The 20065-nt window shown below is 68.6% G+C and carries 24 protein-coding genes; 13 read left to right on the forward strand and 11 right to left on the reverse strand.

Annotated elements, in window-relative coordinates; all coding sequences use genetic code 11:
- Window positions 1–17 precede the first annotated feature (17 nt).
- The gene (gene pmrB, locus ACYAF3_RS07185) at window positions 18–1451 is read left to right on the forward strand and encodes a two-component system sensor histidine kinase PmrB (protein ID WP_034022594.1); all 1434 of its coding nucleotides are present in this window, start codon (window positions 18–20) and stop codon (window positions 1449–1451) included.
- A 63-nt stretch (window positions 1452–1514) separates the two neighbouring features.
- The gene (cueR, locus tag ACYAF3_RS07190) at window positions 1515–1913 is read left to right on the forward strand and encodes a Cu(I)-responsive transcriptional regulator (protein WP_003095248.1); all 399 of its coding nucleotides are present in this window, start codon (window positions 1515–1517) and stop codon (window positions 1911–1913) included.
- On the opposite strand, the gene ACYAF3_RS07195 is transcribed toward cueR, so the two are convergent.
- The 6 genes from ACYAF3_RS07195 to yedA form a co-directional block, all read right to left on the reverse strand.
- Window positions 1882–2448, reverse strand: a complete 567-nt coding sequence (locus ACYAF3_RS07195; RefSeq protein ID WP_016852167.1) for a nucleotidyltransferase family protein — start codon at window positions 2446–2448, stop codon at window positions 1882–1884. The genes cueR and ACYAF3_RS07195 overlap by 32 nt on opposite strands.
- Window positions 2445–3338: an EamA family transporter gene (locus ACYAF3_RS07200; RefSeq protein ID WP_003102239.1), complete on the reverse strand. Its 894-nt coding sequence runs from the start codon at window positions 3336–3338 to the stop codon at window positions 2445–2447. The genes ACYAF3_RS07195 and ACYAF3_RS07200 overlap by 4 nt, the downstream gene beginning before the upstream one ends.
- A gap of 89 nt (window positions 3339–3427) precedes the next feature.
- The gene (locus ACYAF3_RS07205) at window positions 3428–4321 is read right to left on the reverse strand and encodes a PA4780 family RIO1-like protein kinase (RefSeq protein ID WP_003095255.1); all 894 of its coding nucleotides are present in this window, start codon (window positions 4319–4321) and stop codon (window positions 3428–3430) included.
- A gap of 123 nt (window positions 4322–4444) precedes the next feature.
- Entirely contained in the window at window positions 4445–5626 is a 1182-nt protein-coding gene (locus ACYAF3_RS07210; protein ID WP_003102241.1) for a cyclic di-GMP phosphodiesterase, read from the reverse strand.
- A 107-nt stretch (window positions 5627–5733) separates the two neighbouring features.
- Window positions 5734–5979, reverse strand: a complete 246-nt coding sequence (locus tag ACYAF3_RS07215) for a hypothetical protein (protein WP_003102243.1) — start codon at window positions 5977–5979, stop codon at window positions 5734–5736.
- A 33-nt stretch (window positions 5980–6012) separates the two neighbouring features.
- Window positions 6013–6903 carry a drug/metabolite exporter YedA gene (yedA, locus tag ACYAF3_RS07220; RefSeq protein ID WP_003102245.1) on the reverse strand — a complete coding sequence of 297 codons (891 nt, stop codon included), beginning with the start codon at window positions 6901–6903 and terminating at the stop codon, window positions 6013–6015.
- Between the two features lie 154 nt (window positions 6904–7057).
- Here yedA and ACYAF3_RS07225 point away from each other — a divergent pair, with 154 nt between their 5' ends.
- Window positions 7058–7525, forward strand: coding sequence for an Lrp/AsnC family transcriptional regulator (locus ACYAF3_RS07225; protein ID WP_003095262.1), 468 nt, complete (start codon window positions 7058–7060; stop codon window positions 7523–7525).
- 322 nt (window positions 7526–7847) lie between these two features.
- Here ACYAF3_RS07225 and ACYAF3_RS07230 read toward each other — a convergent pair whose 3' ends face one another.
- The gene (locus ACYAF3_RS07230) at window positions 7848–9125 is read right to left on the reverse strand and encodes an acetyl-CoA C-acetyltransferase (protein WP_003102247.1); all 1278 of its coding nucleotides are present in this window, start codon (window positions 9123–9125) and stop codon (window positions 7848–7850) included.
- 254 nt (window positions 9126–9379) lie between these two features.
- Between ACYAF3_RS07230 and ACYAF3_RS07235 the strand changes: the two genes are divergently transcribed.
- A complete protein-coding gene (locus tag ACYAF3_RS07235; protein ID WP_003102250.1) occupies window positions 9380–10735 on the forward strand; it encodes a 3-oxoacyl-ACP reductase in 1356 nt (451 codons plus the stop codon).
- Window positions 10736–10795: 60 nt separating this feature from the next.
- On the opposite strand, the gene ACYAF3_RS07240 is transcribed toward ACYAF3_RS07235, so the two are convergent.
- The gene (locus ACYAF3_RS07240) at window positions 10796–11797 is read right to left on the reverse strand and encodes an AraC family transcriptional regulator (RefSeq protein WP_003095270.1); all 1002 of its coding nucleotides are present in this window, start codon (window positions 11795–11797) and stop codon (window positions 10796–10798) included.
- A gap of 260 nt (window positions 11798–12057) precedes the next feature.
- Between ACYAF3_RS07240 and ACYAF3_RS07245 the strand changes: the two genes are divergently transcribed.
- From ACYAF3_RS07245 to ACYAF3_RS07260, 4 genes are all read left to right on the forward strand, one after another.
- Window positions 12058–12915 (forward strand): MaoC family dehydratase, encoded by an 858-nt coding sequence (locus tag ACYAF3_RS07245; protein WP_003095272.1) that lies wholly within the window; start codon window positions 12058–12060, stop codon window positions 12913–12915.
- 81 nt (window positions 12916–12996) lie between these two features.
- Window positions 12997–13302: a nucleotide pyrophosphohydrolase gene (locus tag ACYAF3_RS07250; RefSeq protein WP_003102255.1), complete on the forward strand. Its 306-nt coding sequence runs from the start codon at window positions 12997–12999 to the stop codon at window positions 13300–13302.
- Window positions 13299–14048: a methyltransferase gene (locus tag ACYAF3_RS07255; RefSeq protein ID WP_003102257.1), complete on the forward strand. Its 750-nt coding sequence runs from the start codon at window positions 13299–13301 to the stop codon at window positions 14046–14048. The genes ACYAF3_RS07250 and ACYAF3_RS07255 overlap by 4 nt, the downstream gene beginning before the upstream one ends.
- Window positions 14049–14113: 65 nt before the next feature.
- The gene (locus ACYAF3_RS07260) at window positions 14114–14734 is read left to right on the forward strand and encodes a DUF4136 domain-containing protein (protein WP_003102259.1); all 621 of its coding nucleotides are present in this window, start codon (window positions 14114–14116) and stop codon (window positions 14732–14734) included.
- On the opposite strand, the gene ACYAF3_RS07265 is transcribed toward ACYAF3_RS07260, so the two are convergent.
- Window positions 14719–15654: a glycerophosphodiester phosphodiesterase family protein gene (locus tag ACYAF3_RS07265; RefSeq protein ID WP_003102260.1), complete on the reverse strand. Its 936-nt coding sequence runs from the start codon at window positions 15652–15654 to the stop codon at window positions 14719–14721. The genes ACYAF3_RS07260 and ACYAF3_RS07265 overlap by 16 nt on opposite strands.
- A gap of 131 nt (window positions 15655–15785) precedes the next feature.
- Here ACYAF3_RS07265 and ACYAF3_RS07270 point away from each other — a divergent pair, with 131 nt between their 5' ends.
- The 5 genes from ACYAF3_RS07270 (at window position 15786) to ACYAF3_RS07290 (ending at window position 18509) form a co-directional block, all read left to right on the forward strand.
- The gene (locus ACYAF3_RS07270) at window positions 15786–16349 is read left to right on the forward strand and encodes a DUF4136 domain-containing protein (RefSeq protein ID WP_003095282.1); all 564 of its coding nucleotides are present in this window, start codon (window positions 15786–15788) and stop codon (window positions 16347–16349) included.
- A gap of 1 nt (window position 16350) precedes the next feature.
- Window positions 16351–16833: a GNAT family N-acetyltransferase gene (locus ACYAF3_RS07275; protein ID WP_003111411.1), complete on the forward strand. Its 483-nt coding sequence runs from the start codon at window positions 16351–16353 to the stop codon at window positions 16831–16833.
- The gene (locus ACYAF3_RS07280) at window positions 16823–17200 is read left to right on the forward strand and encodes a DsrE family protein (protein ID WP_003095286.1); all 378 of its coding nucleotides are present in this window, start codon (window positions 16823–16825) and stop codon (window positions 17198–17200) included. Before ACYAF3_RS07275 ends, ACYAF3_RS07280 begins: the two co-directional genes overlap by 11 nt.
- A complete protein-coding gene (locus ACYAF3_RS07285; RefSeq protein WP_003121090.1) occupies window positions 17197–17664 on the forward strand; it encodes a glycine cleavage system protein H in 468 nt (155 codons plus the stop codon). Before ACYAF3_RS07280 ends, ACYAF3_RS07285 begins: the two co-directional genes overlap by 4 nt.
- Window positions 17665–17780: 116 nt before the next feature.
- On the forward strand, window positions 17781–18509 hold the full coding sequence (locus ACYAF3_RS07290; RefSeq protein WP_003146164.1) for a GrpB family protein: 729 nt from the start codon (window positions 17781–17783) through the stop codon (window positions 18507–18509).
- A gap of 22 nt (window positions 18510–18531) precedes the next feature.
- On the opposite strand, the gene ACYAF3_RS07295 is transcribed toward ACYAF3_RS07290, so the two are convergent.
- Together ACYAF3_RS07295 and ACYAF3_RS07300 are read right to left on the reverse strand one after the other, a co-directional pair.
- Entirely contained in the window at window positions 18532–19137 is a 606-nt protein-coding gene (locus ACYAF3_RS07295) for a P-loop NTPase family protein (protein WP_196493974.1), read from the reverse strand.
- On the reverse strand, window positions 19107–19907 hold the full coding sequence (locus tag ACYAF3_RS07300; protein ID WP_003095295.1) for a class I SAM-dependent methyltransferase: 801 nt from the start codon (window positions 19905–19907) through the stop codon (window positions 19107–19109). Before ACYAF3_RS07300 ends, ACYAF3_RS07295 begins: the two co-directional genes overlap by 31 nt.
- Window positions 19908–20065: the final 158 nt, after the last annotated feature.

Here is a 20065-nt window from a genome sequence, read left to right on the forward strand (position 1 = left end):
CCTACCGGAGTCCCCCGATGTCCCGTGCCGCCGTCCCCTCCGTCCGCCGGCGCCTGCTGGTCAACCTGCTGGTCGGCTTCGTGCTGTGCTGGCTGAGCGTGGCGGCGCTGACCTACCACCTCTCGCTGAAGCAGGTGAACCGCCTGTTCGACGACGACATGGTGGACTTCGGCGAAGCCGCCCTGCGCCTGCTCGACCTTGCCACCGAAGACCAGGCCGGCGAGGACGGCTCCATCACCGAGATCATCGAACGCAGCCGCGAAGCGATCCAGGGTCTGCCCCTGCTGCGCCGCGAAAGCGCCCTCGGCTACGCCCTGTGGCGCGACGGCCAGCCGCTGCTGTCGAGCCTCAACCTGCCGCCGGAGATCACGGCCCAGGGCCCCGGCTTCAGCACCGTGGAAGCCCAGGGCACCCACTGGCGGGTGCTCCAGCTGAACATCGACGGCTTCCAGATCTGGATCAGCGAAAACCTGATCTACCGCCAGCACACCATGAACCTGCTGCTGTTCTACTCGCTGTTCCCACTGCTGCTGGCGCTGCCGTTGCTCGGCGGCCTGGTCTGGTTCGGCGTTGCCCGCGGCCTGGCGCCGCTACGCGAAGTGCAGGCCGAGGTCCAGCAGCGCTCCGCGCGACACCTGCAGCCGATCGCGGTGGAAGCGGTGCCGCTGGAGATCCGCGGCCTCATCGACGAACTCAACCTCCTGCTGGAGCGTCTGCGCACCGCCCTCGAGGCCGAACGCCGACTGACCAGCGACGCCGCCCATGAAATCCGCACGCCACTGGCCAGCCTGCGCACCCATGCCCAGGTCGCGCTGCGTTCGGAAGACCCCAAGGCCCACGCCCGCGGCCTGCTGCAAGTCAGTCGCAGCGTCGAGCGGATCAGCACCTTGATGGAGCAGATTCTGCTCCTCGCCCGCCTCGACGGCGACGCCCTGCTGGAGCAATTCCACCCGGTCAACCTCGCCACCCTGGCCGAAGACGTACTCTCCGAACTGGCGCGCCAGGCCATCGACAAGGACATCGAGCTGTCGTTGCACCAGGAGACCGTGCACGTGATGGGCATCGACCTGTGGCTGAAGGCGATGGTCGGCAACCTGGTGGGCAACGCCCTGCGCTACACATCGGCCGGGGGCCAGGTCGAGATCCGCGTCGAGAATCGCGCCCAGCACGCCGTGCTGCGGGTGCGCGACAACGGCCCCGGGGTCGCCCTGGAAGAGCAGCAGGCGATCTTCACCCGCTTCTACCGCAGCCCCGCCACCAGCAGCGGCGAGGGCAGCGGCCTGGGCCTGCCGATCGTCAAGCGCATCGTCGAACTGCACTTCGGCAGTATCGGCCTGGGCAAGGGACTGGAGGGCAAAGGGCTGGAAGTGCAGGTGTTCCTGCCGAAGACCCAGCCGGACGCGACGCGGCCGCCGGCCAGAGGTCCGGACAGCGGGCGGTCACATATCTGATAGCCTGCGCATTGGCCGGGAAAGGGATAGGCTAGCGGCTTCGCAACCTCCCAGGAGACCCGGATGAACATCGGTGAAGCGGCGAAGAAAAGCGGACTGACGCCGAAGATGATCCGTTACTACGAGTCCATCGAGTTGCTCCGCCCAGCCGGACGCAGCGCCAGCGGCTACCGCCACTACAACGAGAACGACCTGCATACCCTGGCGTTCATCCGCCGTTCGCGGGACCTCGGTTTCTCCCTCGACGAAGTCGGCAAGCTGCTCACCCTCTGGCAGGATCGCCAGCGTGCCAGTGCCGACGTCAAGGCCCTGGCGGCGCAGCACGTGCGCGAGCTGAATCGCAAGATCGAGGAGCTCAGCACCCTGCGCGACACCCTGCAGGACCTGGTCGAGCACTGCCAGGGCGACCACCGCCCCGACTGCCCGATCCTCAAGGACCTGGCGTCTGGCTGCTGCCACTGATATCCAGCAGCGGCCAGCGCGCCGTCCAGTTCTTCTCCCGCAGGCGCCGCCGGTAGACCTCCGGCTTGCCGGCGAAATGCGCGGTGGGCCGCACCTTCAGCGCCAGCAGGTCGTCGACGCCCAGCGGTGCCAGTAGCTCCAGGCGTTCGCCGACGAGCCGCAGCGCCACCGCCGTGCACGTTTCCGCCCAGTGGCACAGCGCATCGGCGCAATCCCGGTAGGGCCGGTCGCCGTTGCGCAGGTGCATGCGCGCCTGGTTCTTCACCGACCAGGGTACCTCGCAGCAACGGCGCAACGCGGCCTCGAAGTCGGCGTCGGCCTGCGGGTCGAGGGCCCGCGGGGCGAAATGAAGTACGTCGATGTCCGCCAGCGGCGTGGCTTCGCCGTAGCCATGCAGATGGTCCCATACCGCGTTGCGCACGAAGCCGGCGCCGATCCAGGCGCCCTCCGGGCCGACCTCGCGCAGCACGCGGAGCAGATGCAGGCGCGAGGAATCGGCGGCGATCAGCGCGAGGATGTCTTCCGCCGTTTTCATCCCAACCGCCGCACCGGCCAGGCGAAGCGTCGCAGCAGGCTGGCCGGCAACAGGGTGATGGCCAGCCCGACGAACACCAGCGCGCAGGCCAGCAGGCTGTCCAGGTCGAGGCGTTCGCCGAGCAGCAGCCAGCCGGCGAGCATGCCCGACACAGGCACCGCCAGGGCGAACGGCGTCACCAGGCTGGCCGGGTAGTGGCGCAGGAGGAAACTCCAGATGGCGAAGCCCACCGTGGTCGCGCCGAAGGCGATGTAGAGCAGCGCGCCGAAGCCGCCCCAGCTCATGTTCAGCACTGCGCGCTCGATGGCTTGCGGACCTTCGAATAGATAGGAAAGCGCCAGCAGCGGCAACGGCGGGACCAGGCTGACCCAGCAGATCAGGCGCAGCATGTCGGTGGCCCCGGAACGCTTGGTGGCGATATTGGCGAAGGACCAGGCCAGCGCTGCGGCGACCACCAGCAGGAATGCCAGCAGGCTGTCTCCCAGCGGCCGTTCCAGGCCGATCAGGACCAGCCCCGCCGCCGCCAGCAGGAGGCCGAACAACCCGCGCGGCGTCGGCCGCTCGCCCAGCCACAGGGCGGCGATGAGGATGGTGAAGAATACCTGGCTCTGCAGCACCAGCGACGACAGCCCGGCCGGCATGCCTTGGGCCATACCGACGAACAGCAGGCCGAACTTGACCACCCCGAGGAGCACGCCGATCAGCAGGATGCGTCCGAACGGCGCCGGCATCGGCCCGCGCAGGACCAGCAGCGGCAGCGCCGCCAGGGCGAAGCGCAGGGCGCAGAACAGCAGCGGCGGGAAGTCGCCGAGGCCGACCTTGATCACGACGAAGTTCAGACCCCAGATCAGGGTCACCAGCAGGGCGAGCAGGATATGTGCAACAGGCATGGCGGCCTCCGGAAAACTTCAGGCCACGCTAGCAGTTGCGTGCGCAAGGGTCGCGATACAGTTGGCGGGAAAAAACATCCGCCAGCCGCTCACTGCAACCAGGGCGGCGGCGGTTCCTCGCGCTCGCCACGCGGCGCGTCGTCGGCCTGGCGCAGCGCCTGGCGACGCGCCTCCTCGCGCTGCGCGGCCTCGATCTCGCGGAGCACCGCGCGCACGTCGGCGGCCTCTTCGGCTTCGACGAAGGTGCCGCTGAGCGGGGTTTCCGCTGTCAGCTCGCCGGCTTCGTAGAGCGCCCACATTTCCTTGGCATAGCGGGTCTGCCTGAGTTCCGGGGCGAAGCGGCCGAAGTAGGCGGCCATGTTGCCGACGTCGCGTTCGAGCATGCTGAACGCATGGTTGTTGCCGGCCGCGTCGACCGCCTGCGGCAAGTCGATGATCACCGGGCCGTCCGGACCGAGCAGGACGTTGAACTCGGAGAGGTCGCCGTGCACCAGGCCGGCGCAGAGCATGGCGACGATCTGGCGGATCAGGAAAGCGTGGTGGCGCCGTGCCTCGTCGGGCTCCAGCGTCACGTCGTTGAGACGCGGCGCAGCATCGCCGTCGGCGTCCGCCACCAGTTCCATCAGCAACACGCCATCGAGGAAATCATAGGGCTTCGGCACCCGCACACCGGCCCCGGCGAGACGGAACAGGGCCGCCACTTCGGCATTCTGCCAGGCTTCCTCCTGTTCGCGGCGGCCATACTTCGAGCCCTTGGCCATGGCCCGCGCCTGGCGGCTGTTGCGGACCTTGCGGCCCTCCTGGTACTCGGCGGCCTGGCGGAAGCTGCGCTTGTTGGCTTCCTTGTAGACCTTGGCGCAACGCAGGCTGTCGCCGCAACGCACCACATAGACCGAGGCTTCCTTGCCGCTCATCAGCGGGCGCACGACCTCGTCGATCAGACCGTCTTCGATCAACGGTTCCAGGCGTCTGGGTGTCTTCATCGGTGCTACGCGGTTCCTCGGGGCCAATGTGTAAGGCAAAGGGTCTGACGTTATACGGCAAACGCCGTGCCGAGCACAGCCGGACGCGCCGGCTTTCCGCCGGACTGCGCACCGATCGGCGTACTAGGCCGGTGGCGCGGTGAGTTCGATGCTTTCCGCCACCGCCTGTTCCAGCCGCTGCATCTCCACGTCCAGCGCCTCGGCGCTGTCGGCGTAGCGCCGGGCAACCTCGGCGAAAGCGTCGGCCACGGCGACGAAGGCCTCCACCAGCCGTGGGTCGAATTCACTGCCGGCGCCGGCCTGGATCAGCAGCACCGCCTCGGCATGCGCCAGCGGCGGCCGGTAGGCGTGCCGGCTGGTCAGTTCATCGTAGCGGTCGGCCAGGGCGACGATCCGCGCCGCCAGGGGAATCCGCTCGCCCGCAAGGCCTTCCGGAAAGCCCCGGCCATCCCAGCGTTCGTGATGACTGTAGGCGATCTGCCGGGCGAAGCGGAGGAATCCGGAAGGCTGGCCGAGCCGCCGCTCGGCGCTGGCCAGGGCGTCGCGCCCGGCGCGGGTATGGCCCTGTAGCAGGGCGGTGTCGGCGGCGTCCAGTTGCCCGGGGTTGAGCAGGACCCGGTCGGGCACCGCGACCTTGCCGATGTCATGCAACAGCGCCGACTTGCTCAGCAGGTCGACAGCCTCCGGAGTCAGCTCGTCGGCGAACGCCCGCTGCGCCGCCAGGTGCTCGGCGAGCAGCCTGACATAGCGCTCGATACGCGGAAGATGGCGGCTGCGCGGGTTGTCGCGAAGATCGCCAAGGGTCGCCAGGGCTTCGATGACGGCGTCCTGCAACTGTTGCAGCTGGCGCGTGCGACGGCGCACTTCGAGTTCCAGGTATTCGCTCTTGTCGCGCAGGAAATCGGCATTGGCCTTCAATTGCAGATGGGTACGCACCCGCGCCAGGACGATCGGCGGGCTCACCGGCTTGCCCAGGTAATCCACCGCGCCCAGGGCCAGGCCCTGTTGCTCGTCGTCGCGATCGGCGCGGGCAGTGAGGAACATCAACGGGATGTCGCGGGTCAGCGGATCGGCCTTGAGCCGTCGGCAGACCTCGTAGCCGTCCATGCCCGGCATGTTCACATCGAGCAGGATCAGGTCCGGGCGCGGCTCTTCGACGGCCGCCCGCAGCCCGGCCGGGCCGCTGCCGGCGGTGCGCACGCGGTACTGCTCCTCGAGCAGCTCGCGCATCAGCAGCAGGTTGTCCGGGGTGTCGTCCACCACCAGCACGAGTTCCTGCTCGGGCCTGTCCAGCATGCTCTCCATCGCCCCTCCGGCCTTCGCTACGGGGCCGCCTGGCGGCGACCGTCACTCCGTATTGAAGACGCTGGAGACGACTTCTGCACGTCCGGTCAGGCGCCCGGGGCGACCGTTCAGGGCGTCAGGCGGAAACGCAGTGGCGAATCCTCGGCCTCGGCGCCGTTCTCGCTCTCGCCGAAGGCCCGGCGCTCGATGGGGTCCTGGCCGAAATACTCCTTGATCGGCGACTCGATGGCCTTGCCGCCGGGGCTCACGTGACTGGCGCAACCGCCAAGGAACACCAGGACCACACCGATGACCAGCGCTTTCATCTTCGTACCCCCGTCAGCCCGGCCCATCCGGGCGCTGCGCCGCAGCATGGCGCAGCCCGCCTTAGGGATCGCTTAAGGCATTCAGGCGGCGGCGCGGCTGGCGCGCCACTGGGGCAGGCCGATGAGCACCACGGCGCTGATGATCACCAGCATCGCCAGCCCCTCGATACCGCCGATCCGCTCGCCGGCGAACAGGGTGCCGAGCAACACCGCCACCGCCGGATTGACGTAGGCATAGCTGGTGGCCGCCGCCGGCCGTACGTTGCGCAGCAGGTACTGGTAGGCGCTGAAGGCGATGATCGAGCCGAACAGGATCAGGTACACCAGCGCCAGCCAGCCGCTGGTGCTCGGCCAATGCTCCAGGCGCTCGCCGCTGGCCAGGCTGCCGACCAGCAGCACCGCGCCGCCGACCAGCATTTCCGCGGCGCTGGCCATCGGTCCGGCCGGCAGCGACAGGCGCCGGCTCCACACCGAGCCGAAGGCCCAGGACGCGGCGGCGAACAGGATCAAGCCGGCGCCGGCAGGGCTGGCCTGGAGGTTCGAACCGAGGTTGAGCAGGACGATGCCGAACAGCCCGAGCACGATGCCGCCCCATTCCAGGGTGGTGTTGCGCTGGCCGAACAACTGGCTGAACAGCAGGGTGAACAGCGGCACCGTAGCCACCGCGAGGGCCGCCACCCCGGAAGACACGCCCCAGTGCTCGGCCACCGTCACCCCGCCGTTGCCGCAACTGAGCAGGAGGATTCCGACGATCCCCGCGCCGCGCCACTCGCGCCAGGTCGGCAACGGCGCGCCGCGCCAGCGCAACCAGGCGAACATCAGGCCGCCGGCGATGACGAAGCGCACCCCGGCCATCAGCATCGGTGGCCAGGACTCGACGCCGAAGCGGATCGCCAGGTAAGTGGAGCCCCAGATGAAGTACAGGGCGAAGAACGCACCGAAAAGCAACAGCGGAATGCGACGGGCAGGCATGGAAAGCACTCGACAGGGCAGGCGGGAGAAAGACTTCATTTTATGAGGTCGCTACCCGCCGGTTAAGGCACAGCCGCTGGTTATCGGGACGTAACACTTTTCTTTCCATGGAAATCGGCCATGCTTTCCGTCGATTCGACAACCGGGACCCATCATGGACAAATACGACCGTGCGCTCCTCGCCGCCCTGATCGACAACGGCCGCCTGACCTTCGCCGAACTGGCCCGGCGCATCAACCTGTCGCCCCCGGCGGTGGCCGACCGGGTGGCCAAGCTGGAGGCCGAAGGGGTGATCACCGGCTACCACGCCTCGGTGAACCTGGCCAAGCTCGGCCTGCCCATCGAGTGCGTGATCGAACTGCGGATCACCGAGAAGGATTGCCAGTCGGTGCTCGACGAACTGGCCCGGATCCCCCAACTGACCCTCTGCCACCGGATCACCGGCGACGCCTGCGTGCTGATGAAGGCCGCCGTGGCTTCGATGCCGGAGCTGCAGGACCTGATCGACCGGCTGATGAAGTTCGGCATCAGCAAGACCTCGATGATCCTCTCCACCCCCTTCGCCGACCGCCAGCCGGCAAGCCTGCGGGGGCAGGACGGCAATGGCGGATGTGCGGCGTGAGCCCTACGCCGGGGTTATCCGGCAGGCGTCGGGATCCGTACTTCATCGCCGCCACGAACCCGAACGGTAGGGCGCATAACGCCAACGGCGTTATCCGCCGCAGCGGCACTCCCGGCCGATAGCGGAGCCGCCCTCACCCCAACTCTCTCCCTGAAGAGAGAGGGGATTCTCCGTACAAGCGTCGAATTCGCTGTCTCCAACGCCGCCGACGAACCCGAACCGTAGGGCGCCAGCAAAAAAAAGGCGGTCCCGTTCGCACGGCACCGCCCAAGTCACGGAGTTGCTTACATCGTCGAGCGACAAGGCCGCTCGCCCTATTGGATTACCGCTCGATGATCGCGGTCACACCCTGCCCACCGGCGGCGCAGATGGAAATCAGCCCGCGTCCCTGCTCCGCCAGCGAGAGCAGCTTGGCCAGGTTGGCGACGATCCGTCCTCCCGTGGCGGCGAACGGGTGGCCGGCGGCCAGCGAGCTGCCCTTGACGTTGAGCTTGCTGCGGTCGATGGAGCCCAGCGGCTGGTCGAGGCCGAGGCGGGTCTTGCAGTACTCGGGGTCTTCCCAGGCCTTCAGGGTGCAGAGCACCTGGGCGGCGAAGGCCTCGTGGATCTCGTAGTAGTCGAAGTCCTGCAGACTCAGGCCGTTGCGTGCCAGCAGCCGCGGCACCGCGTAGACCGGCGCCATCAGCAGGCCCTCCTGGCGATCGACGAAGTTCACCGCCGCCGCCTCGCCGTCCTTGAAATAGGCCAGGATCGGCAGGCCGCGCGCCTTCGCCCACTCCTCGCTGGCCAGCAGTACCACCGAGGCGCCGTCGGTCAGCGGCGTCGAGTTGGCCGCCGTGAGGGTGCCGCGCGAACCGCGCTCGAACACCGGCTTGAGGGTGCCGATCTTCTCCAGGTCGATATCCGGGCGCAGGTTTTGGTCGCGGGTCAGGCCGCGGAACGGCGTCATCAAGTCGTTCTGCCAGCCCTCCTCATAGGCCGCGGCCAGCTTGTGGTGGCTCTCGAAGGCCAGCCTGTCCTGCTCGTCGCGGGGAATCTGCCAGGTCTGCGCCATCAGTTCGCAGGACTCCCCCATCGACAGCCCGGTGCGCGGCTCGCCGTTGCGCGGGATGGCCGGGACCACGTGGCGCGGGCGGATCTTCAGCAGGCTCTTGAGCTTGTCCAGGTTGCTCTTGCCACGGTTGGCCTCGAGGAGAATCTTGCGCAGGCCCTCGTTGACCCCGATCGGCGCGTCGGAAGTGGTGTCGACGCCGCCGGCGATGCCGCTGTCGATCTGCCCGAGGGCGATCTTGTTGGCCACCAGGATCGCCGCTTCCAGGCCGGTACCGCAGGCCTGCTGGATATCGTAGGCCGGGGTTTCCGGGGCCAGGCGCGAACCGAGCACGCATTCGCGGGTCAGGTTGAAGTCGCGCGAATGCTTCAGCACGGCGCCGGCCACCACCTCGCCAAGGCGCTCTCCGTGCAGGTTGTAGCGCTCCACCAGGCCTTCCAGGGCTGAAGTGAGCATCTCCTGGTTGCTCGCCGTGGCGTACACGGTGTTCGAGCGGGCGAAGGGAATACGGTTGCCGCCGACAATGGCGACCCGGCGCAGCTGGGTCATGGAAGAACTCCTTGCTGGAATCGTTTACGCCGAGCCGAGGCTCGACCCGTTAACTGAGCGGTCAGTGGCGCACAGGCTAACCTTAGCCGGTCGCGTCGCATTGGCCGCCCTGCCGTTATCCCGGTCAGCGCGGTCAATTGCGGCGAACAGGTGGCTGCGTAGAGTTGTCCACACTGTTACCCGCGTTCCCTCGGCATCGTTGGCCGGCGGAATCCACCTTCAGCCTTGGAGCCTTTCCACCGGGAGCCCGTTCCATGACCGATCGTTACATCGCCTTCGCCAACTCCCCCGTCGGCCGCCGCCTGGTTGGCGCCGTCGGCCTTCCCTCCCCGCTGCGCCTGGAGCGCTGGCAGGCCGGCCGGGTGCGGCCGGTGGACGGCCCGCTGGTGATCGGCGGGAGCGGCGCGCTGGCCGAGGCCGTGCTGCCCTTCGCCGGCAAGCTGACCGATGCGGTGTTCGCCGCCGTCGAGGGACAGTTCGAGCTGCCGCGCTGGACCGCCGAACACAGCCCGCGGGCCAAGTCGGTGCTGTTCGATGCCAGCGGCCTGACCCGCTTCGAGCAGTTGGTGGCGCTGCGCGACTTCTTCCAGCCGGTGCTCAAGGGCCTCGACACATGCCCGAAGGTGGTGGTCCTCGGACGCGCCCCCGAGTCTCTCAAGGACCCGGTCGCCGCCAGCGTGCAACGCAGCCTGGAAGGTTTCACCCGCTCCCTGGGCAAGGAAATCCGTCGCGGCGGCAACGTGCAGTTGCTGTACGTCGGCAAGGGCGCCGAGGACCAACTGGAAGGCGCACTGCGCTTCTTCCTCTCGCCGAAGAGCGCCTACGTCTCCGGCCAGGTGATCCGTCTTGCCGCCAACAGCGCCCAGGTCCACGACTGGAGCAAGCCGCTGGCCGGCCAGCGCGCACTGGTCACCGGCGCCGCCCGCGGCATTGGCGCGGCCATCGCGGAAACCCTGGCGCGCGACGGCGCGGAAGTGGTGCTGCTCGACGTGCCGCCGGCCAGGGAGGCCCTCGAAGGCCTCGCCGCGCGCCTCGGCGGCCGTGCCGTGGCTCTCGACATCTGCGCCGCGGACGCCGGGCAGCAACTGGTGGACGCGCTGCCTGAGGGCGTCGATATCGTCGTGCACAACGCCGGGATCACTCGCGACAAGACCCTGGCGAAGATGAGCAGCGACTTCTGGAACTCGGTGATCAACGTCAACCTCAATGCCCCGCAGGTGCTGACCCAGGCCCTGCTCGACGGCGACAAGCTGCATGACAACGGCCGGGTGGTGTTGCTGGCGTCGATCAGCGGCATCGCCGGCAACCTCGGGCAGAGCAACTACGCGGTGAGCAAGGCCGGCCTGATCGGCCTGGCCCAGGCCTGGGCGCCGGCGCTGGGCAAGCGCGGCATCACCATCAACGCGGTGGCGCCGGGGTTCATCGAGACGCAGATGACCGCCGCCATTCCGCTGACCATCCGCGAGGCCGGCCGGCGGATGAACTCCATGAGCCAGGGCGGCCTGCCGCAGGACGTCGCCGAAACGGTGGCCTGGTTCGCCCAGCCGTCGTCCGGCGCGGTCAGCGGCCAGGTGCTGAGGGTGTGCGGGCAGAGCCTGCTGGGGGCCTGAGGCGGCCCCTGACTCCCCGGCAACAGGACGCCGACCCGGTAGCCCCCTTTCGGACAGGCCCTACCCGCGCCCCTGCTGCCCGCGCCGGCGGAACTCCACCGGCGTCTCGCCGACCCAGCGCTTGAACGCGCGATAGAAGGTGCTCGGCTCGGAAAACCCGGTGCGTTCGACGATCACTTCGATGCGCTCGTCGGTCTTCAGCAGCAGTTCCTTGGCCAGTCGGCAGCGGTAGTCGGTGACCAGGTCGTTGAAGCGCACCCCGGCCATCGCCAGGCGTTCGCGCAGACGTCGGGCCGGCATGCCGAGGCGCGCGGCGACCTGCTCCAGGGTGGCGCCTCCGTCCACCAGCAACTCGCCGATCAGTTCGCGGACCTGGCGCACCAGGTCCAGGCGCTCCACCTCGGCCAGTTGCCGGCGCGCCAGCGACTCGTGCATGCGCAGCAGTTCCGGGGCGGCGTGGCGCGAGGGTTTGTCCAGCACCGCGGCATCGAATACCAGCGCGTAGCGCGGCATGCCGAGGATCGTCGGGCAGCCGTAGACCGCACGGTAGCGCTCCATCGGCGCGCCGGTTTCGTTCATCAGTTGCACTTCCAGCGGCTTGAACTCGCCCTCGGTGAGCGCGCCGAACAGGCGGATCACCGCGCCGGCGAGCATTTCCGGGAAGTGGCGGTTGATCGCCGGCGATTCGCCCAGCGACAGCACCGCGCGCTCGCCCTCCACCTCCAGTTGCGCCTGCAGGGTGTCGGACAGCAGGCGTACGTAGCGCAGGGAATGGCGCAGGCCGGCGCCGAAGGTATCGCTGGAGAGGAACAGGTATTCCAGGAGCAGGCCGTGGAACGCCGGCAGGTGCTCGGCCAGGTGCAGGCCGACATGCTCTTCGCCGCACTCGTCGGCGGCGGCCTTCCAGAACAGGTTCTGTGCGGAATGGGGGAAACGGCCGGCCGGCAGGCCACCCGGCGGCAGCCCGACACGGACCAGGACCCGGTCCGGATCGCAGCCGCTGGCGCGCAGGGCGTCGATCACCGGGCGCATCAGCGCTACATCGTCGGTCAGATCACGCATGGTGTTTTTTCTAGTTATCCATGGGGCGGGCCCATCTTAGGCAGCTTTGCCATCCCCTCTCAAGGAGAGGCCATAGAAATAACCCATCCCGCATGACGGAAAAACCCTCAGATCGACTAGCCGCCGGCGTGGTCGAAAATCTCGATGCAGACGCATCCCGGAGCCGATTGACCGCCCTGCCAGCGGCGTCGGCCAGGCGGCCAATGCCTGCTGCGGGTGCTCGACTAAGCTGACAGCCACCTATTTCGAGGAGATGTCCAATGCCCACCGCCTGGCTCGACCTGCCCGCCCCACCCGCCCTGCCCGGCCTGTTCCTGCGCGCCGCACTGCGCCGCGGCATCCGCGGCAAGGCCCTGCCCGAGCGCGGCCTGCGCAGCCAGGTCACGGTGGACCCGAAGCACCTCGAGCGCTACCGCCAGGTCTGCGGCTTCCGCGACGACGGCCTGCTGCCGCCGACCTACCCGCACATCCTCGCCTTCCCGCTGCAGATGGCGCTGCTCACCGACAAGCGCTTCCCCTTCCCGCTGCTCGGCCTGGTCCACCTGGAGAACCGCATCGACGTGCTGCGCGCGCTCGGCGGCCTCGGCCCGTTCACCGTGAGCGTCGCGGTGGAAAACCTGCAACCGCACGACAAGGGCGCCACCTTCAGCATCGTCACCCGCCTGGAAGACCAGCTTGGCCTGCTCTGGGTCGGCGACAGCAAGGTGCTCTGCCGCGGCGTCAAGGTGCCCGGCGAAATTCCGCCGAAAGCCGAGCAGGAGCCGCTGCCGCTGGAGCCGGTCGACAACTGGAAGGCGCCCGCCGACATCGGCCGGCGCTATGCCCGTGCCGCCGGCGACTACAACCCGATCCACCTGTCGGCGCCCAGCGCCAAGCTGTTCGGCTTTCCCCGCGCCATCGCCCACGGCCTGTGGAACAAGGCTCGCAGCCTGGCCGCCCTCGGCGAGCGACTGCCAGCCTCGGGCTATCGGGTCGAGGTGCGCTTCCAGAAGCCGGTGCTGCTGCCGGCCAGCCTCACCCTCCTGGCCAGCGCGGCGGCGGCGGACGGCCAGTTCAGCCTGCGCGGCAAGGACGACCTGCCGCACATGGCCGGGCATTGGAGCCGGCTACAGGGCTGACGCCGGTCCGCCATGCCTTGAAGCTTCGGGCGCAAAGCCCGAAGCTATGCGGCTGCTTACCGCCACCGCGAAGAATCCCCCATGGACCTGCACGAACTCACCGCGCGCCTGCACGCCATCCGCGACCGCAACGACTGGCGCCAATTCCACAGCCCGAAGAACCTGGCCATGGCCGCCAGCGTCGAGATGGCCGAACTGGTGGAGATCTTCCAGTGGCTGACGGAAGACCAGTCGCGCACGCTGTCGGCCGAGCAGCTCGAACACGCTGGCCAGGAAGTTGGCGACATCGTCCTTTATCTGCTGCTGTTCTGCGGGGAAACCGGCCTCGACCTGGAACAGGTGGTGCGCGCCAAGCTGGCCGACTGCGAACGGCGCTTCCTGCCATGAGCGACCGCCATTTCGACGAACTGGCGACGCGCTTCGCCGAAAAGATCTATGGCGGCGCCAAGGGTGCGATCCGCCTCGCGGTACTCCAGGCCGACCTCGCCGAGGCCCTCCCGGAGCGACCTCTGCGGGTCCTCGACATCGGCGCCGGGCTCGGCCACATGTCGCTCTGGCTGGCCGCTCGCGGCCACCGCGTAACCCTCGCCGAGCCAGCGCAACCCATGCTCGACGGCGCCCGCCAGCGCTTCGCCGAAGCCGGGCAGGCCGCCGAATTCATCCAGGCGCCATGGCAGGAACTGCTCGGCCAGTTCACCGAGCCCTACGACCTGGTGCTCTGCCACGCCGTGCTCGAGTGGCTGGCCGAACCCCATGCGATCCTGCCGGTGCTGCACCAACTCTGCGCACCCGGCGGCTGGCTGTCGCTGGCCTTCTACAATCGCGACGCGCTGATCTACCGCAACCTGCTCAAGGGCCACTTCCGCAAGCTGCGCAAGCAACGCTTCGCTGGCGAGGGGCAGAGCCTGACCCCGCAGCGCCCGCTCGACCCGCGCGAGCTGGAACAGGCGCTGGCAGCGCGTTGGCGCATCGAGGCGCGCAGCGGCGTGCGGGTGTTCCACGACTACATGCCGAGCGAGTTCCAGGCCAAGGCCGAACGGCTCGACCTGGTGGAAATGGAACTGGCCTACCGCCGCCACCCGGCCTTTGCCGGGCTTGGCCGCTACCTGCACTGGCTGTGCCGCCCGCAATGAAAGGCGCAGAATGCAGTCTGAGCCTGCAAGGGCCGCCGACGTAGCGCGGCCACGGAGCGTCGAGCATGCAATCGCGACTGTTGATCCTGCCGTTACTCGCCAGCCTGGCCGCCCTCGGTGCCTGCCAGGGCGACAATCCCTACCGCGCCAGCTCTCTGCCCTACCCGCCGCAGCCGGCCACCGCGGCCAATCCCGGCCTCGATCCCGGCGCCTATCCGGCGGCGCCGCGCGACTACGCCCGCTACCGTAGCTGGAGCTGGGCCGCCGCCGGGGTCAGCGGCTTTCCCCAGGGCCTGGACGACAACCAGTTGCGCGACGCCGTCAGCCAGCAGCTCGACCAGCGCGGCCTGCGCCCGGCGCGGCCGGGCAGCGCGGCCGACCTGCAGGTCAGCGCGTTCCTGCGCAACGAACTGCGCACCCGCCAGGTTACCGACTACTACGGCGGCTACTACGGCAACTACGGCGGCTGGCGCGATCCCTGGTACGGCTATGGCGCCAGCTACCCGGTGACCCGCAGCTACACCGTGCAGGTCACCGTGGTCCGCGTCGAGCTGAACGACGCCCGCAGCGGCCAGCCGGTGTGGGGCAACAGCGCCGAGTTCGACTCCGGCGACTCCGCCAGCGAACAGGCCAAGGCCCTGCGCGAAGCGGTGAAACGGGCGCTGTCGAGCTACCCGCCGGGCTGATCGGCGAGCACCCGGCGGCGGATCGCCTCCATCTTCCTGGGCGAGTTGCTCATCACCGCGTCGGCGCCCAGGGCGCGCGCGGTGCGGTAGTCCTCGGCGGTCTCGATGCCGAACATCACCACCTTCACCGGCTCGCGGCGCACGCAGTCCATCGCTTTGCGCGTCCACAACTGCGCCGCCGGCACCTTGTAGGAAGACTCGCCAAGGGTGAAGCGCTCGGTCACCGTCAGTTCGCGGCGCAGCTCGATGCCCATCCAGGTGCCGCCGGCCGGCGGTGCCTCGCAGCGCTCGCCGAAGGCCAGGCCGACCAGGCGGTTGCGCGTCGCATCGCGGCTTTCGAACTGTCGCGCGCGGTCCGCGTAGCGCTGCGTCAGGTAGTCGTTGGCGGCCTTCTCGGTGGAATAGAAACGCACCCGCGACCAGGCCTTCTGCCGCTCCAGCTCGCCGGCCACGGCATCGACCAGCGGCTCCACCGGCAGCGACTTCATGTCGAGGAACACCGGCACCTGCGGCGGGATCGCCCGCAGCGCCTGGCGCAGCGTAGGAATCCGCAGCGGCTTCTGGCGGTAGGGATAGCTGCCGTCCTCGGCCTTGAACATATAGCCGGCGTTCAAGCGCGCCAGCTCGGCCAGGCTCGACTGGCCGACCGCGCCGGCGCCCTGGGTCAGGACCGCCAGGTCAGCGGGGCGATAGAGCACCGGATGGCCATCGGCGCTCAACTGCACCGACAACCATAGCGCGTCGGCGCCGTTGTCCAGCGCCTTGCGGATCGCCAGCAGGGTGTTCTCCGGGTAGTCCGCGGTGCCGGCGCGATGGGCCACCAGCAGCGGGCCCGGGCCATCCGCCGGTACCACCGAGCGTGCCTCGACGCAGCCGGTCAGCGACAGGCCCAGCAGCAGGATCGCAATACTTCGATTCATTTCATTCTCCCGTCGCGCCCTATAGGGCGGGTGCTCGCCAACGTTACTTGTGGAGACGCTTCAAACCCGCGTTTCCTCTTGCCTTTCATCCGGCGCTGAGCTTGGATGTGAACTCTGACTGGAGAAAAACCATGATCCGCCGAATCCTGCTGCTCGGCCTGCTCCTCAGCCTCGCAGCCTGCGAAACCACCCAGCTCGACCGCGACTTCGACAGCTCCCGCGACTTCGCCGCCTACCGTAGCTGGAGCTGGTCGCAACCCGCCTTCGAATACCGCCCCGACGACCCACGCATCAAGAGCGACCTCACCGAGCAACGCATCCGCGAAGCCGTCGCCCAGCAGCTCGACCAGCGCGGCCTGCGTCCGGCCCAGGGCAACGCCAGGGGCGACGTCACGGTGCGCGCCTACCTGATCGTCGACGATCGCCAGGACCAGATCACCACCAACTACGGCGGCGGTTACTGGGGCGGCTACTGGGGAGGATACTGGGGCGGCCCGGCGATGGCCGAGACGCGCACCGTGAATTACAAGGTTGCCACCCTCCAGGTCGACCTGTTCGACGGCAAGGACGGCAAGCTGGTCTGGCGCGGCAGCGGCGAGCAGATCATGCGCACCAGCCCGCCGAGCCCGGCCGAGCGCGAGCAGGCGATCCGCGAGACGGTGCAGAAAGTCATGTCGCAATACCCGCCGCGCTGACATGCAGCTCAGCCACCGCCCGGCGGAGACCGGCGACCTGGAGACGGTCGCCGGCTTCCCCCAGGACCGCGACGAACTCTTCTATTGCTACCCCAAGGCGATCTGGCCGTTCAGCGTCGCCCAGCTGGCCGCTGCCATCGCCGAACGCCGCGGCAGCACCGTGGCCGTGCACGACGGACAGGTGCTCGGCTTCGCCAACTTCTACCAGTGGCAGCACGGCGACTTCTGCGCCCTCGGCAACATGATGGTGGCGCCCGCCGCGCGCGGTCTGGGCGTGGCCCGCTACCTGATCGGGGTCATGGAAAACCTCGCCCGCGAACAGTACAAAGCGCGCCTGATGAAGATTTCCTGCTTCAACGCCAACGCCGCCGGGCTGCTGCTCTATACCCAGCTCGGCTACCAGCCGCGCGCCATCGCCGAACGCCACGATCCGGACGGCCGGCGCGTGGCGCTGATCCAGATGGACAAGCCCCTTGAACCCTGACACCCACGCCCAGCGCGTCCTCATCATCGTCTCCAGCGGCCCGAGCACCCCGGCCCGCTGCGCCGCGCCCTTCCACACCGCCACCCTGCTGGCCTGCATGGACGCCGAGGTGACCCTGTTCCTCAGCGGCGAAGGCGTGCAGTTGGCCCGCCGCGCCGTCGCCGACCAGTTGCGCGCGCTGGACGGCGGCGAGCCGCTGCGCCACTTCATCCGCCAGGCCCGCGAGGCCGGCGCGCGCCTGCTGATGTGCCGCCAACCCGGGGTGAACATCGACGAAAGCGAACTGATCGAGGAACTCGACGAAATCTCCAGCGGCGGCGAACTGGCACGGCTGATCCTCGAATCCGAGCGGGTGCTGACCCTATGAGCGCGAACCTGCACGGCCTGGAGTTCCCCGACGGGCTGTTCTACGCCCCGGACTACAACCTGTGGCTGCGCGAGGAAGTCGACGGCAGCCTGACCCTGGGCCTGAGCGCCTACGGCTGCGCGCTGTATGGCGAAATCTTCGCCTTCACCCCCAAGCGCGACGGCTGGCACATCGAACGCGACCGCAGCTTCGGCGTGGTCGAGTTCGCCAAGGCTGCCTCCTCGGCCCGCAGCCCGTTGGCCGGGACCCTGCTGGCGAGCAACCCGGCGGTGGTCAAGCGCCCGGCGCTGATCAACCGGGATTGCTACGGCGAGGGCTGGATGGTACGGCTGCAACCGGACGACTGGGCCTCGGCGCGGAGCGCGTTTCTCCAGGGAGACGCGGCGCGGGAGGCATTCGCCGAGCGCATGCGCCTGGATGGGTTCGATCCGCAGCATCCAGGGGTGCAGGCGCTGGACGTCTGAGACTCCCGGGTTTTACCCGCACCCCGCTCGCGGAAGGCGGATAACGCCGCTGGCGTTATTCGCCCTACCCCAGCTCTCCATCGCCGCCAATCTCCCGCATATCCCCGGAGTCCGCCATGTCCTCACCCCAACCGCCCCGCTTCGACGGCCAACGCTGGAGCAACGCCGACGACGACCGCATCGAGGTGCTGCCTGCCGACCCCGCCTGGCCACAACACTTCGCCGCCGAAGCCGAGGCCATCCGCACGGCGCTGGCGCTGCCCGGGCTGGGCATCGAGCATGTCGGCAGCACCGCGGTGCCCGGGCTCGACGCCAAGCCGATCATCGACATCCTCCTGCTGCCGCCGCCCGGCCACGATCCGCAGCGGCTGGTAGCCCCGCTGGAGGGCCTCGGCTACCAGTTCTGGCGCGAGAACCCGAACACCCAGCGGATGTTCTTCGTCAAAGGCATGCCGCCCTTCGGCCATGGCCGCACCCACCATGTCCATGTCATGCCCCTGGCCCAGGCCGACCGCTACCTGCTGTTCCGCGACTGGCTGCGCAACCACCCCGACGACGCCCGCCTCTACGCCGAAACCAAGCACGCCCTGGCCCGCCGCTACCCCACCGACCGCGAGGCCTATACCCGTGGCAAGGACGAGGTCGTCGCAAGGATTCTCGGCCGGGCGCTGGCGGCGACGCGGCACCCAATGATACAGGGTGGCCTGGTAAGGGGAGAACGCGAAATGCACGCCAGGGAACTGCGTGAAACGCTGGTCGCCGGCGCGGAATCGACGCCAGGCGGCCCCGCCGATACAGCCTATTTCGAGTCGCTGCGCAGCCGGGTAAGCAAGCCCCAGGACTGAGGCGGATAGCGTGCTTCGCTCACTACTGCGACTGTGCGAGCGCGGCTTCCACCAACCTCTCGATCACCTCCCCCACCCTCCCCGGCTCGCCAACCTCCACCCAGCGCAAATGCGCGAACCGCGGATCCTCGCGCAGGCCGGTGTATTTGCGGCGGTTGCCTGCGAAGGTGGTCCATGACCAGAGCAGGATCGAATCCCTGGAGCAGAACGCCATCCGCAGCGATTCACGGTTGCCGTGGGACAGGCGGGTGCGCAGCAGGCCCCGGGCCAGGGTGCGGCGAAGGACCCGGGAGAACACCGTCCAGCGCCCGAAATTCAGCCATACCACGTGGGTGGCGCGGCCCCAGAGCAACTCGCGGACGGCGCTGTAGTTGCCGTCGGCGACCCAGCGCGGCGCCGTCGTCGCCCGCTCCACGGCGTGCTCGAAGCGTTCGTGGGGCACGGCTTGCCAGCCGGGGCCCCAGTAGAGTCGGTCGAGTTCGACATGCGTACAACCCAGCCTGGCGGCCAGCGCGGCGGAGAAGGTCGTCTTCCCGGCCCCGCTGGTGCCGACCACCACCACACGCAGCGGCGCGCCTCGCTCGGCCTCGACGCAGGTCATGCCTTGACCGCGACCAGCGTGTAGCACATCGGGATCGCCAGCGGTCCGTCCTCGTAGAGGTCGTAGAGTTCCTCGCGGTTCGAGTGCGGGTACTCCTTGAAGTGACTCAGGCGCAGGCCGGCGCCGAGCAGCCCGCCGAGGATGTCGCCGAGCGGGTGGACGTACCAGTAGCTGGCGATGCCGGTATCGCTGCCGCTGCCTTCGTAGACGATGGCCTCCCGGGATACGTGGGGCGTGTCGGTGAAGTAGTCGTTGCGCAGTTCGAACGGTCGCTCCGACTCGGGTTCGAGCATCTCCAGGAACGGGTGGGTCTCATAGATCGCCAATTGCCCGCCCGGCTTCAGCAGGCCGCTCACCGAGGCGAAGAAGCGCGCGATGTCGGGCATCCAGTTGAGCACACCGATGGTGATCAGCAGCAGGTCGAACTGACCGTTCAGCTCGGCCGGCAGCTCGTAGGCATTGGCTTCGACGAAACGCGGCTGATGCGGCGAGCGCTCGGCCAGTTGCCGCGCCTGGGCGAGGAAGGCGGCGGACTGGTCGATCCCCACCGCCCGCGCGACGCCGAAGGCGTACAGCGAAAGCACTTCCCGGCCGTTGTTGCAGCCGACCTGGACCGCCGCCTTGCCGGCCAGGTCCAGATTGCGCAGCACGCCAGCCAGGGTCTCGTCCAGGCAACTGAAGCCGGTTTCCTGTACCGCCAGCGACAATTCCTGCCAGCCGCTGCCACGCAGGTGGCTGTCGGCAGACGCGTCCCAGGCGCGTCGGTTGCTTTCCACCGCGTGTTCAAGATCCGTCATGCGAAAACCTCAGAAGTGTTCCCAGGAAGGCCAGCCGAGTCGCGAACCCGCAGCCCACTCAATCGCGGAATTGCAGCCCGATATGGGCTCGGCAGTCGCGTCGTTCCAGGCTGCCTTCCTGGAAAGCGCCGCAGGCGCGGTTTCTCAGAGGCAGCGTC

This window comes from Pseudomonas sp. TZ252, assembly GCF_056110345.1.

Bases quoted from the DNA above. Each gene is read 5' to 3' on its own strand.
- ACYAF3_RS07260 (WP_003102259.1), top strand. From the start codon at position 14,114: ATGCAATCGCGACTGTTGATCCTGCCGTTACTCGCCAGCCTGGCCGCC.
- yedA (WP_003102245.1), bottom strand. From the start codon at position 6,903: ATGCCTGCCCGTCGCATTCCGCTGTTGCTTTTCGGTGCGTTCTTCGCC.
- ACYAF3_RS07215 (WP_003102243.1), bottom strand. From the start codon at position 5,979: ATGCTGCGGCGCAGCGCCCGGATGGGCCGGGCTGACGGGGGTACGAAG.
- ACYAF3_RS07235 (WP_003102250.1), top strand. From the start codon at position 9,380: ATGACCGATCGTTACATCGCCTTCGCCAACTCCCCCGTCGGCCGCCGC.
- ACYAF3_RS07275 (WP_003111411.1), top strand. From the start codon at position 16,351: ATGCAGCTCAGCCACCGCCCGGCGGAGACCGGCGACCTGGAGACGGTC.
- ACYAF3_RS07285 (WP_003121090.1), top strand. From the start codon at position 17,197: ATGAGCGCGAACCTGCACGGCCTGGAGTTCCCCGACGGGCTGTTCTAC.
- cueR (WP_003095248.1), top strand. From the start codon at position 1,515: ATGAACATCGGTGAAGCGGCGAAGAAAAGCGGACTGACGCCGAAGATG.
- ACYAF3_RS07230 (WP_003102247.1), bottom strand. From the start codon at position 9,125: ATGACCCAGCTGCGCCGGGTCGCCATTGTCGGCGGCAACCGTATTCCC.
- ACYAF3_RS07300 (WP_003095295.1), bottom strand. From the start codon at position 19,907: ATGACGGATCTTGAACACGCGGTGGAAAGCAACCGACGCGCCTGGGAC.
- ACYAF3_RS07270 (WP_003095282.1), top strand. From the start codon at position 15,786: ATGATCCGCCGAATCCTGCTGCTCGGCCTGCTCCTCAGCCTCGCAGCC.
- ACYAF3_RS07240 (WP_003095270.1), bottom strand. From the start codon at position 11,797: ATGCGTGATCTGACCGACGATGTAGCGCTGATGCGCCCGGTGATCGAC.
- ACYAF3_RS07195 (WP_016852167.1), bottom strand. From the start codon at position 2,448: ATGAAAACGGCGGAAGACATCCTCGCGCTGATCGCCGCCGATTCCTCG.
- ACYAF3_RS07255 (WP_003102257.1), top strand. From the start codon at position 13,299: ATGAGCGACCGCCATTTCGACGAACTGGCGACGCGCTTCGCCGAAAAG.
- ACYAF3_RS07265 (WP_003102260.1), bottom strand. From the start codon at position 15,654: ATGAATCGAAGTATTGCGATCCTGCTGCTGGGCCTGTCGCTGACCGGC.
- ACYAF3_RS07205 (WP_003095255.1), bottom strand. From the start codon at position 4,321: ATGAAGACACCCAGACGCCTGGAACCGTTGATCGAAGACGGTCTGATC.
- ACYAF3_RS07200 (WP_003102239.1), bottom strand. From the start codon at position 3,338: ATGCCTGTTGCACATATCCTGCTCGCCCTGCTGGTGACCCTGATCTGG.
- ACYAF3_RS07210 (WP_003102241.1), bottom strand. From the start codon at position 5,626: ATGGAGAGCATGCTGGACAGGCCCGAGCAGGAACTCGTGCTGGTGGTG.
- pmrB (WP_034022594.1), top strand. From the start codon at position 18: ATGTCCCGTGCCGCCGTCCCCTCCGTCCGCCGGCGCCTGCTGGTCAAC.
- ACYAF3_RS07250 (WP_003102255.1), top strand. From the start codon at position 12,997: ATGGACCTGCACGAACTCACCGCGCGCCTGCACGCCATCCGCGACCGC.
- ACYAF3_RS07225 (WP_003095262.1), top strand. From the start codon at position 7,058: ATGGACAAATACGACCGTGCGCTCCTCGCCGCCCTGATCGACAACGGC.
- ACYAF3_RS07245 (WP_003095272.1), top strand. From the start codon at position 12,058: ATGCCCACCGCCTGGCTCGACCTGCCCGCCCCACCCGCCCTGCCCGGC.
- ACYAF3_RS07290 (WP_003146164.1), top strand. From the start codon at position 17,781: ATGTCCTCACCCCAACCGCCCCGCTTCGACGGCCAACGCTGGAGCAAC.